13 protein-coding genes are annotated in these 10,231 nt (G+C 73.1%); 10 read left to right on the top strand and 3 right to left on the bottom strand.

The features are described from left to right. Window positions 1–177: 177 nt before the first annotated feature. The 8 genes from AQJ66_RS06400 to AQJ66_RS06365 all read left to right on the top strand — a co-directional run bounded on the left by AQJ66_RS06400 (window position 178) and on the right by AQJ66_RS06365 (window position 6,401). Window positions 178–909 carry a CBS domain-containing protein gene (locus tag AQJ66_RS06400; protein WP_061917849.1) on the top strand — a complete coding sequence of 244 codons (732 nt, stop codon included), beginning with the start codon at window positions 178–180 and terminating at the stop codon, window positions 907–909. Window positions 910–925: 16 nt separating this feature from the next. Beyond that, window positions 926–1,435 carry a flavodoxin domain-containing protein gene (locus AQJ66_RS06395; protein ID WP_061917846.1) on the top strand — a complete coding sequence of 170 codons (510 nt, stop codon included), beginning with the start codon at window positions 926–928 and terminating at the stop codon, window positions 1,433–1,435. A gap of 49 nt (window positions 1,436–1,484) precedes the next feature. Next, window positions 1,485–2,384 carry a universal stress protein gene (locus AQJ66_RS06390; protein ID WP_061917843.1) on the top strand — a complete coding sequence of 300 codons (900 nt, stop codon included), beginning with the start codon at window positions 1,485–1,487 and terminating at the stop codon, window positions 2,382–2,384. Between the two features lie 133 nt (window positions 2,385–2,517). Further along, complete coding sequence (locus AQJ66_RS06385; protein ID WP_061917840.1) at window positions 2,518–2,688, top strand: DUF5670 family protein; 171 nt, start codon at window positions 2,518–2,520, stop codon at window positions 2,686–2,688. 312 nt (window positions 2,689–3,000) lie between these two features. Next, entirely contained in the window at window positions 3,001–4,587 is a 1,587-nt protein-coding gene (locus AQJ66_RS06380) for a PP2C family protein-serine/threonine phosphatase (RefSeq protein ID WP_061917837.1), read from the top strand. Continuing rightward, window positions 4,584–5,675, top strand: a complete 1,092-nt coding sequence (locus AQJ66_RS06375) for a cobalamin B12-binding domain-containing protein (RefSeq protein WP_061917834.1) — start codon at window positions 4,584–4,586, stop codon at window positions 5,673–5,675. Before AQJ66_RS06380 ends, AQJ66_RS06375 begins: the two co-directional genes overlap by 4 nt. After that, a complete protein-coding gene (locus AQJ66_RS06370; RefSeq protein ID WP_063804019.1) occupies window positions 5,672–6,067 on the top strand; it encodes an STAS domain-containing protein in 396 nt (131 codons plus the stop codon). The genes AQJ66_RS06375 and AQJ66_RS06370 overlap by 4 nt, the downstream gene beginning before the upstream one ends. Window positions 6,068–6,185: 118 nt before the next feature. Then, window positions 6,186–6,401, top strand: coding sequence for a hypothetical protein (locus AQJ66_RS06365; protein WP_061917831.1), 216 nt, complete (start codon window positions 6,186–6,188; stop codon window positions 6,399–6,401). A 20-nt stretch (window positions 6,402–6,421) separates the two neighbouring features. On the opposite strand, the gene AQJ66_RS06360 is transcribed toward AQJ66_RS06365, so the two are convergent. Both AQJ66_RS06360 and AQJ66_RS06355 read right to left on the bottom strand, forming a co-directional pair. Further along, the gene (locus tag AQJ66_RS06360) at window positions 6,422–6,871 is read right to left on the bottom strand and encodes an ATP-binding protein (RefSeq protein WP_061917828.1); all 450 of its coding nucleotides are present in this window, start codon (window positions 6,869–6,871) and stop codon (window positions 6,422–6,424) included. Between the two features lie 86 nt (window positions 6,872–6,957). Further along, window positions 6,958–7,341 carry an STAS domain-containing protein gene (locus AQJ66_RS06355; RefSeq protein WP_244162760.1) on the bottom strand — a complete coding sequence of 128 codons (384 nt, stop codon included), beginning with the start codon at window positions 7,339–7,341 and terminating at the stop codon, window positions 6,958–6,960. Window positions 7,342–7,473: 132 nt separating this feature from the next. Between AQJ66_RS06355 and AQJ66_RS06350 the strand changes: the two genes are divergently transcribed. Next, window positions 7,474–8,001, top strand: coding sequence for a TspO/MBR family protein (locus AQJ66_RS06350; RefSeq protein ID WP_061917825.1), 528 nt, complete (start codon window positions 7,474–7,476; stop codon window positions 7,999–8,001). A 242-nt stretch (window positions 8,002–8,243) separates the two neighbouring features. Here the strand turns inward: AQJ66_RS06350 and AQJ66_RS06345 are convergent, their stop codons facing one another. Further along, window positions 8,244–8,675 carry a MarR family transcriptional regulator gene (locus AQJ66_RS06345; protein ID WP_061917822.1) on the bottom strand — a complete coding sequence of 144 codons (432 nt, stop codon included), beginning with the start codon at window positions 8,673–8,675 and terminating at the stop codon, window positions 8,244–8,246. A 200-nt stretch (window positions 8,676–8,875) separates the two neighbouring features. On the opposite strand from AQJ66_RS06345, the gene AQJ66_RS06340 reads away from it, so the two are divergent. Further along, the gene (locus AQJ66_RS06340) at window positions 8,876–10,054 is read left to right on the top strand and encodes a PP2C family protein-serine/threonine phosphatase (protein ID WP_061917819.1); all 1,179 of its coding nucleotides are present in this window, start codon (window positions 8,876–8,878) and stop codon (window positions 10,052–10,054) included. Window positions 10,055–10,231 lie beyond the last annotated feature (177 nt).

Genomic DNA, 10,231 nt, shown 5'->3' with positions numbered 1-10,231 from the left:
CCGTCCCGTCGAACCGGCCCGTGAGGCCGGCCCGGAAGGCCGACCGGCCCGGGAACCGGCCCCGGACAGTCCCTGGGCCGGCCCCCCGGTCCGCCGGATGCTCGAACCGAACGCAGGCCCCGCGCACCGCGGGGCCGGGCGGCACGCTCGCCGGCCCCCATGGAGGAGGAACCAGAGATGAGGCACGACAAGGTCGGCTCCGTGATGACGACGGACGTCGTCCGCGCCGAGTACGGCACCCCGTTCAAGGAAGTGGCCCGGCTGCTCGCCGACCACCGGATCAGCGGGCTGCCGGTCGTGGACGACGACGAGAAGGTCATCGGCGTGATCTCCGAGACCGACCTGCTGGCCCGGCAGGCCGAGGCCCCCGACCCCTACGAGTCGAGGCCCCGCTTCCGGTTCGCGGCGCTGACGCGCCGGGGCAGGCGGCAGGCCGCCAAGGCCGGCGCCCGCACCGCGGGCCGGCTGATGACCGAGCCGCCCGTCACCACGCGCGCCGAGGACACCATCGTCGAGGCGGCGCGGACCATGGCCGAGCACCGCGTGGAACGGCTGCCGGTGGTGGACGAGGAGGACCGGCTCGTCGGCATCGTCACCCGCCGGGACCTGCTCCAGGTCTTCCTGCGGCCCGACCCGGACATCCGCGACGAGGTGATCGAGGAGGTCCTCTCGCGCACGCTGTGGCTGGCGCCGCAGACCGTCGACGTCTCCGTCACGGAGGGGGTGGTCACGCTGAGCGGCCGGATGGAGCGCCGGAGCGAGACGGAGATCGCCGTGTCCATGGCCAAGCAGGTCGACGGTGTCGTCGCGGTGGTCGACCGGCTCACGTACCGCCTCGACGACAGCCGCGTCCAGCCCGCCGGGCAGGCTCTGCACGGTGTGGCGGACGACTGGCTGCGCAGGCTGTGAGAGGAGGCGGACCGCCATGAGCGCCACGGTGCTGGTCGCCTACGGGACCACGAACGGATCGACCGCCCGGATCGCCGAGACTGTCGCCGGCGTCCTGCGGACCCGGGGGCTGACGGCCGAGGCACGGCCCGCCCCGTCGGTGGCGGACGTCGAGGCGTACGACGCCGTGATCGTCGGGGGCGCGCTGTACGCGGGGCGCTGGCACCGGCACGCGCGCCGCTTCGTGCGCCGCCACCGCCGTGCCCTGGCCGCGCGCCCGGTGTGGTTCTTCAGCAGCGGCCCGCTGGACGCCTCGGCGGCGGAGCGGGACATCCCGCCCGTGCCCGGCGTGCGGCGCGCCCGGGACCGGCTCGGCGTCGCCGGGCACGTCACCTTCGGCGGCTGCCTGGAGGAGGGCGCGCAAGGCCGGCTGGCCCGGATGATCCTGCGCGACGGCCGGGGCGGCGACTTCCGCGACTTCCCCGCGATCGAGGCGTGGGCGGCGCGGGTCGCGGGCGAGCTGACGGCGGCCCTCCCCGCATCCTGAGTCACTGAGTCCACGTATCGAGCACACCAGAGCGCAGGAGGTGCGCCCCATGCTTCTCCCCGTCATCGCCGGAGTCGACGGATCACCCGAGAGTCTCGCCGCCGCCGAGTGGGCCGCCCGCGAGGCGGTACGCCGGGACCGGCCGCTGCACCTGGTGCACGCCTGGAACTGGCAGGCAGGCCGGACGGACGGCGAGCCGGCGAGCGCCGCACAGCGGCACCTGGCCCGGCGCGCCCTGCGCGCGGCCGAGGAACGCGTCCACGGGGCGGCTCCCGGCCTGCGGACGACCGACGAGCAGGTCGAGGGACCGGCGACGGCGGCCCTCCTGCGGGCCGCCGAGCAGGCCGAGCTCCTGGTGCTGGGCTCACGCGGCCTGAGCGCCTTCGCCGGACTCCTGGTCGGCTCGGTCGCCCTCGGGGTGATCGCGCGGTCACCGGCGCCCGTCGTCCTCGTACGGGCGGGGGAGGAGGCCGCGGACGGGCATCCGCCGGCGGGCGGCGGCGCGTCCACCCGGACCGGGCCCCTCGACGTGGTCCTCGGCATCGACCTCGCCGATCCCTGCGACGAGGTCCTCGCGTTCGCGTTCGAGGCGGCCCGGCTGCGCGGGGCCCGGCTCCGCGTCGTGCACGCCTGGCAGCCCGCGTCCGCGATCGGGCTCGGCTCCGGTGACGTCGGCCTGCTCGGCGCGTCGTGGCAGGCCGGGGAGTGGCGGCAGTTCCTGTCGGCCGTGCTGCGGGTGTGGCGGGACAAGTACCCCGAGGTCGAGGTTCTGGAGACCGTGGTGGAGGGCAGGGCCTCCGCCGCGCTCGTCCGGGCCGCTTCCGCGGCGAGCCTCCTCGTCGTCGGCCGCCGCACGGCGGACCGTCCGACGCTGCCCCGCACCGGCCCCGTCACCCACGCCGCCGTCCACCACGTCCGCTGCCCGCTGGCCGTCGTACCGCACCCGTAGCACCGACGGCCGGGGAGCGCGAAACGAAGACACGTGCCCCGCACACCCCTTCACAAACAAGGAGTCTTCGGTGGAGAACGGCGTGAATGAAGCGGGGATGACCGGGCAATCGGGCTGCAGGAGGTTGATGACAATGGTTCCCCTGCTGCTCGTTCTGCTTCTGGCGCTCATCCTGTTCGGCGCCGGTTTCGCCCTCAAGGCCCTGTGGTGGATCGCCGTCGTGGTCCTGGTGGTCTGGCTGCTCGGCTTCGTGATGCGCTCCACCAATGCCGGCGGCGGGCGCGGCCGCTGGTACCGATGGTGAGCTGACGGCGGCGCGAGCCGTACGTCCAGGGCCCGGCCGGAATCCCCGGCCGGGCCCTTTCGCGCGCTTTCGCGCGGGCGGAGCCGCGAGGGCGCGGCGGCAGGGAGACATATCCCTCGATCGGGGTACCGGCTTGCGGCCCGGGGGGTCGGTGCGGGACTGTTGCCATAAGACATCTTTTTCCCGAGGTAGGAAGGTGGTGGGCGCGCACGCTGCGTGCCTCCTTTTGTGGCTGTTTCCCACGGTCCCTCAGTCCGTCCGCCCGATGCCGACCTCAGGGTCGGCGCGACGTGGTTCGAGGCCCCTTGTCCGGTGCTGGTCGTCGACCGGCACGGTGGTCTGGTGCGGGTCAACCAGGCCGCCCGAACGCTCCTGCCCGGCGCCGAGAGCGGCGACCGGCTGCGCGACACGGTGCCGGCCTGGCTCCACGAGGCTCACCGGAGCATCAGCGACGGGTCGCGCAGCACCTCCGCCGGTCCGCTGAGCGGTCGCATCAACGACCGTCTCCTGGAGGCGCACCCCACGCCCAGTGACGACGGCGACGTGGTCTGGTGGCTGCTCGACGAGACCGACCGGCGGCTGGCCGAGACGGCGCTGACCGACGCCCGCACCCGCACCGAGATCCTCTCCGAGGTCTCCAGCGCGCTGCTGTCCACGTTGAACGTGCCGCGCTGTATGGAGGTGGCTGCCTCCATGGCCGCCGAGCACTTCGCCGAAGCCGCCGTCCTCGTGGCTCCGCCGCACGGCAAGCGCTACCCGCTGACCTACGCCTGCCACGGCGGGCCCGTGCGCCAGGTCACGCGGAAGATCGAGGCCGCCGAGGTGCCGGGCCTCACCGAGGCGCTGCGGGGCTTCCCGCCCGTGCCCGCCCGCTGGATAAACCCGGACGACATCCCCGGCTGGCTGATCCCGGACGGCTTCACCGGACCGGTCGGATCGGTGATCGTCACTCCCCTCCCCGGGCACGGGGTGCCCGCCGGAGCGCTCGTCCTGCTGCGCTCCAGCACCGAGCAGGCCTTCACCGAGGGCGAGGAGGTCTTCGCCCGCCTCTTCGCCGCGCGGGCCGGCGCCGCCCTCTCCGCGGCGCGCCTCTACACCGAACAGGCCACCATCACCGGCACGCTGATGCGCGAACTGCTGCCCCCCACGCTGAACAGGGTGCACGGGGTCGAGTACGCGGGCGGCTACCGGGCCGCGAAGGACCACGAGCGCATCGGCGGGGACTTCTACGACGTGCATCCCGGCTCCGACCCCACCCAGGAGTCCCTCGTCGTCCTCGGGGACGTCGCGGGCAAGGGGCTGGACGCGGCGGTGCTGACCGGGAAGATCCGCAACACGCTGCACGCCCTGCTGCCGCTGGCCGAGGACCACCAGCGGGTGCTGAACCTGCTCAACGGCGCCTTGATCAGCTCGCACTCCACCCGCTTCGCCACGCTCGTGCTGGCCTCGGTGCGCCGTCGTGGCGGCCGGGTGCAGGTGCGGCTGACCAGCGCGGGCCATCTGCCGCCGCTGATCGTCCGCGCCGACGGCACGGTGGAGGAGGTGGCCACCGGCGGCAACCTGGTGGGCGTGCTGCCGGCCGTCACGACGAACACGGTGCGCACGGTCCTGGAGCCGGGAGAGACCTGCCTCCTCTACACCGACGGCATCACCGAGGCGCGCGGCGGCCCCCTCGGCGACGAGCTCTTCGGCGAGCACCGGCTGCGGCGGGCCCTGGCCGAGTGCGCGGGCATGCCGGCCGAAGCCGTCGTGGAGCGCGTGCAGATGCTGACCGCCCAGTGGCTGGGCGCGGGCCGGCACGACGACATGGCCCTCGTCGCCGTCAGCGCCCCGAAAACGGGATTGCTGACCGTCGTCAACGGGCATGCGAGCCGTCAGAACGGCAGGAGGGACATGTGAGTCGGCTCACCGCGAAGGACGGCTTGGCGGAGCGGCTGTGGCAGGCAGTGGTGGACGGCGACGAACACACGGCCGCCAGAGTCGTGCACGGGGCGCTGGACGACGGCGTGGACGAGGAGACGCTGCTGCTGGAGGTCATCGCCCCCGTGCAGGAGAAGGTCGGCGTCGAATGGGCCGCCGACCGCATCACCGTGGCTCAGGAGCACGCCGCCACCGCCATCAACGAGCGGGTGGTCGCCTCCCTGGCCCACCGCCGGCGGCAGAGCGGCGAGCACGGCGCTCCCCACCGGGGCCGTGTGACGGTGAGCTGCGTCGACGGAGAATGGCACGCCTTCCCGGCCCGGCTCGTCGCCGAGGTGCTCGCCCTGTGCGGCTGGCGGGTCGACTACCTCGGCGCCCAGACCCCCACCCCGCACCTGGTCGCCCACCTGCACCACACCAACCCCGACGCCGTCCTGCTGTCCGGGTCCCTGCCGACCCACCTGCCGACCGCGCACGCGGCGATCACCGCCTGCCAGGCCGTCGGCGTCCCCGTCCTGGCCGGCGGTCGAGCCTTCGGCCCCGACGGCCGCCACGCCCGGGCCCTGGGCGCCGACCGGTGGGCGGCCGACGCCCGCGGCGCGGCCGCCGTGCTGGAGGAGGGCATGACGCGGCCGGACCCCTCGGCGAGCCGGCAGCCGGTGGACGACCTGCCGCACCTGGTCGACCAGGAGTACACGATGGTGGTCCAGACCCGCTCCCTGCTGGTCAAGCAGACCCTGGCCGACCTGGAGACCCGCTTCCCCGCGATGCGCGCCTACAGCGACGCCCAGCGTGAGCGCACCGCCGAGGACCTGGCACACATCGTCGACTTCCTGGCCGCGGCGCTCTACGTCGACGACACCGACCTGTTCACCGCGTTCCTGACCTGGACCGCAGACATCCTGGAGGCCCGGCAGGTCCCCGCCCACTCGCTCACCGCGGGCCTGGACGCTCTGGCCGGCCAGCTCCGCGACTTCCCCCGTACCGTCGAACTGATCCGTGAGGGCACCGCCGTACTGGCCGAGCACTCCGTCCGTCCTGTCCCCGGCCCCTCCACACACGCATGACCACCTTGCCACCCCCTGAGTTCACCCTCGACTTCGTCCGTGAGCCCGGCACGCTGACCGTGCGGGTGCGCGGAGACCTCGACTACGACACGAGCGACGACGCGCTGGACGCGGTCCTCGAGCAGCTGTCGGCCGGACGGGCGCCGCGCGACGTCCGCCTGGACTTCGGCGAGCTGACGTGGATCGACTCCACGGGCCTGTCCACCCTGCTCATGATCCACCGCCGTACCAGCACCCTCGGCGCGACGCTCCACCTGGACAACCGGCCGGCCGTCCTGGAGCGCATGCTCCTGATGACGAACGTCCTGGACCATCTCACCGCCCCGGCGGCGGACGAGCGGGCCGGAGCGGAGCTCGAGGAGGACGGCGTCAGCGGAGCGGGCGCCACGTGACCTCCCCCGCGCGGGGCACCGGGTGGCCATCGCCCGCTCGGCCCCGTGCGGTCGCGCGCCGCCGTCACTGCCGATGGGATGGATCACACCACCCGTTTCCCAGGGAAATGAGTCCGACGTGATCGTCAAGAAGCTGCACGAGTCCGGCATCCGCTCCGAACACGCCTACGCCGCCGCCTTCGCCTCCATCGGCCTGTCCGTCATCTCGTGGTGCGTCTCATTGAGCGTGGAGAAGAAGGGCGAGGAGCGCGCGGACCGCTGGGGCATCTTCGTCGGCGAATGGGCGCCGACCTTCTTCGGGCTGGGACTGGCCCTGCACAACTACGAGAAGTGACGCCCTCCCGGAGCGGTCCGCTACTCGGCGCCCGGTTCCAGGCTGAGCCGGACCATCACCTGTTTGCCGGTCTCCAGCAGGACGGTGTGCATCTGCTCGCACAGCCGGCTGACCAGGTGCAGGCCGTGCCCCCCGACACGTCCCCCGTCGCGCGCCTGGACCTCGGGCGGACGCCGGGAGCTGTCGCGGACGGCGATCAGCAGGGAGGTGGCGTCGGACGCCAGTTCCAGCAGGAGTGCGCCGGGGCCGGGCGCGTGGCGCAGGGCGTTGGTGACGAGTTCGCTGACGACGAGCTGGGCGTCCTGGCTCGGTCGCCGGTCCGGCCGGTGTCCTGCCCGGGCCAGCAGCGTGCGTACCGCCTGCCGGGCGTCGGGGACGGACGCGCCGGCCGTGTCCCAGGCCGCGCTGTACCGCAGGGGTGCCGTCCGGTGTCGTTCATCCACTGCCTGCTGCCCAAGCGGGATGACCATGGAAGTGTCTCCGTGCGTGATGGGTCGGTGTTCTTGCTCACTCGGTGTTCTCGTGTGCTGAGTTCGCCTACCCGCTGTACTCCGCTTCATGGTGCGTCGTTCGCGCCGTCACCGCCGGGGCCGGGACCGGCGTCGCCGACGCCGACGTCACTGATGGTGAACAGCTGGATGGTGCCGCTGATGGCCAACAGGCGGTGGATCGCCGGCCGCAGAGGGCCGAGCAGCACGAGGTCCCGGCCGGCGGCCTGGTGGCGGATCCGGGCCTGCAGGAGGGCGTTGAGGAGCATGCTGTCGGCGAAGGTGACCTGGGAGAGGTCCACCGCCGTGACGGGCAGCGCGGCCTTGTCGGCCGCCTCCCATGCGGCGTCGAAGTCCTCCGCGTCGTCGTAGTCCACTTCGCCTCGGACCGTGAGCACGAAGGTCTGCTCGTGGCGTGTGACGTGCATCTTCATCCCAGGGGTCGCGTGCATGGCGCCATCCTCACACCACGGAGTTCCAAAGGGCCAGCCGCTCCCGGGCCGGTCCGTGAGGTGGCGGTGGCCGTCGCCCGGCCGCCGGGGCGGACGGGCGACAACCAAATTTCTCGGGGTACAAGGAGAGCCGTGACGACCATCAGCGAGCAAGCGCGACCGATCAGAAGCGGGGCCTGGACAGCCGCCGCGGCCGCCGCCGTCACCGCGACAGCGGTGGCCGGCGCCCGGGCGGTCGACGCCGACAGCGCCTGGTACCGCTCCCTGGACAAGCCGTCGTGGCAGCCGCCCTCCTGGGCCTTCGGAGCGGCCTGGACCCCGCTGTACGCCACGATCGCCTGGTCCGCCGGCCGGGGGCTCAGCCGGGCCCGCGGCCGCGAACGCGCGCGGCTGGCCGCCTCCCTGGCGGCCGACCTGACGCTGAACGCCGCCTGGAGCCACGCGTTCTTCCGCCGCAAAAGCCTGTGGGGCGGCCTGGCCGGCACGGTCCTGCTGGACGCCGCCAACGCCCGCCTCATCCGCCGGACGGCCGGCACCGACCGCCCGGCCGCCGCGGCGCTGGCGCCGTACGCGGCGTGGTGTCTGTTCGCCACCGCTCTGAACTTCTCCCTGCTACGACGCAATCCGGAGCACCGTCGGGCCGTTCCGGATCAGCCCTGAGCCCCTGGCCTCAGGAGACATTCCGCACCGTTCCGGCGTAGGACGCGCATACGGGGTATCCGATGACTCACAGCACTGTGAAGCACAGTTGTCGTTTGACAACAATGGTCATGAGGCAACAGAGTAACCGTGTCGGACGTACGCGGGGAAGGACTCGGAATGCTCCGGAGGACGGAGACCACGCCGTGCGTCGGCCGCCATCGGCGGAAGGCGGTGGTGGCGCCGGTGCCGTGAAGGGTCTTTCAGGCGCTTCGGCTGTCGGTATCCGCGGTGCCGTGTATCTGCGTGGCCGCGGTGGCGCAGAACGCCTCCAGCCCCTCCAGCAGCGCGACGCGCTTGCCGGCGGGCATGTCCGCCAGCACCTTGCGCAACTCCCGCTCCCTGCGGGCACGCAGATCGGCGAGGAAGGAGCGGCCCCGGCCGCTCAGGTGCAGCCGTACCTCACGCCGGTCCTCCGCGCCCACCACCCGCTCGACGAACCCCGCGGCCTGCAGCCGGTCGCACAGCCGGCTGGTGGACGGCGGGGTGGACGCGAGGGACTCGGCCAGGGTGCGCAGGTTGATGCCGTCGTGGTGCTCGAGGATGTGCAGCACCCGGAGCTGGGACGCGGAGGTGGGCGCGGTGGAGGCCCGGCCCCACACGACCTCCAGCAGCTCGACGGCCGTCGTGGTCACACGTGCGACCTCATCGGGCTCTGGGCGGCGGAAGGCAGTCACGGTCACACTCTCGCAGGCACTGGGGCGTCTGTCAGCGTACTAGGCCTCCGTGCCGGCCGGGAACGAGCCCGGCTGCCCGGCGAGGCTCTTCACGGTGCCCGGTCTCCCGAGCGAGGCCTGTCCGTTGTCCGGAGACGAAGATTGGTTGTATTCCCATCGTGAACAGATTCGAAGCCGCTGCACGCGCCCTGCGTACAGCGGCTCCCGACGAATTGCTCGACGCGGTCCGCGTCGTGCTGACGGAGCGATATCAGGCGCTGGACGTGGACCTCTTCATGGCCGACTACGGCCTGACGGTCCTCCAGGCCGTGTCCGGGGTCCCGCTGCGCACCCCGGAGCCCCTGCCGGTGCACGCCGGCCCGGCCGGCCGGGCCTTCGGCGCGCAGGAGCCCTACTGCGAGGAACGGCGTGACGGGCGGGCCCGCCTGCACCTGCCGGTCAGTGTGCGCGGTGACCGGCTCGGCGTGCTGTCCGTGACGCTGCCCAGCGGCGACACGGCGCGCGCGTGCGAGGCCGAACTGGCCGAACTCGCCGACGTGCTGGGCCGCGAGGTGCTCGTGGCCGAGCGGGACACCGACCTGTACCTGCAGGCGCGGCGCAGGGACCGGCTCACCCTCGCCGCCGAGATGCAGTGGCAGCTGCTGCCCGGCCGCTCCTGTTCCCGGCCCGAGTACGACCTCGGGGCCCAACTGGAACCGGCGTACGCCATCTACGGCGACAACTTCGACTGGTCGGTCAAGGCCGACCACCTGATGCTGTACGTCACGAACGGCATGGGTGAGGGCATAGAGGCGTCCCTGCTCACGAACCTGGCCATCAACGCGCTGCGCAACGCCCGGCGCGCCGGGCTCTCCATCGCCGACCAGGCGGCCCTGGCCGACCAGGCCGTGTACGCCCACTACCGCGGCCGCTGCTACCTGTCGGTCCTCATGTTCGACTTCGATCTGACCACCGGCCGGGCCAGCGTCGTGGACGCGGGCTCGCCCCAGCTGCTGCGCCTGCGCGGCGGCGAGGTGGAGCGCGTCGACTTCGACGCCCAGCTTCCCCTGGGCATGTTCGAGGAGACGGACTACGTGGCCCAGGAGTTCCAGGTCCAGCCCGGTGACCGGCTCCTCTTCGTCAGCGACGGCGTCCACGAGGTGGCTTCCCCCAAGGGCGAGCCGTACGGGGAGCAGGCCCTGACCCGGGCCATCCAGTCCACTCGGCTGCTGCCCGCCGCCGAGGTGCCCCGCGCGCTGCTGCGGGAGCTGACGGGCCACCGTGGCGAGGCCGCCGTGGCGGAGGACGACGCCCTGGTGGTGTGCCTGGACTGGCGCGGGCGGCCCGGCCGGGCGTGACGTCCGGCCGTGGGGCCCCGCGCGTTGTTGACGCCGGCCTCTTCCCGATAACATTTGTCATGCGGCAATCATTGTCGGGGTGGGATCACCGCCCGGGGCGCCGCGAGGCCTCGCAGCAGGGGGGAGACGCAAGGTGGCGGAACGGGGCACGGCCCACGCCGCGGGACGGACGCCGGT

The sequence above is a fragment of the Streptomyces bungoensis genome (assembly GCF_001514215.1).
Taxonomy (GTDB): Bacteria; Actinomycetota; Actinomycetes; order Streptomycetales; family Streptomycetaceae; genus Streptomyces; species Streptomyces bungoensis.
This window is presented reverse-complemented; position numbering and strand designations above follow the sequence as displayed.

Bases quoted from the DNA above. Each gene is read 5' to 3' on its own strand.
- AQJ66_RS06400 (WP_061917849.1), top strand. From the start codon at position 178: ATGAGGCACGACAAGGTCGGCTCCGTGATGACGACGGACGTCGTCCGC.
- AQJ66_RS06395 (WP_061917846.1), top strand. From the start codon at position 926: ATGAGCGCCACGGTGCTGGTCGCCTACGGGACCACGAACGGATCGACC.
- AQJ66_RS06390 (WP_061917843.1), top strand. From the start codon at position 1,485: ATGCTTCTCCCCGTCATCGCCGGAGTCGACGGATCACCCGAGAGTCTC.
- AQJ66_RS06385 (WP_061917840.1), top strand. From the start codon at position 2,518: ATGGTTCCCCTGCTGCTCGTTCTGCTTCTGGCGCTCATCCTGTTCGGC.
- AQJ66_RS06370 (WP_063804019.1), top strand. From the start codon at position 5,672: ATGACCACCTTGCCACCCCCTGAGTTCACCCTCGACTTCGTCCGTGAG.
- AQJ66_RS06360 (WP_061917828.1), bottom strand. From the start codon at position 6,871: ATGGTCATCCCGCTTGGGCAGCAGGCAGTGGATGAACGACACCGGACG.
- AQJ66_RS06355 (WP_244162760.1), bottom strand. From the start codon at position 7,341: ATGCACGCGACCCCTGGGATGAAGATGCACGTCACACGCCACGAGCAG.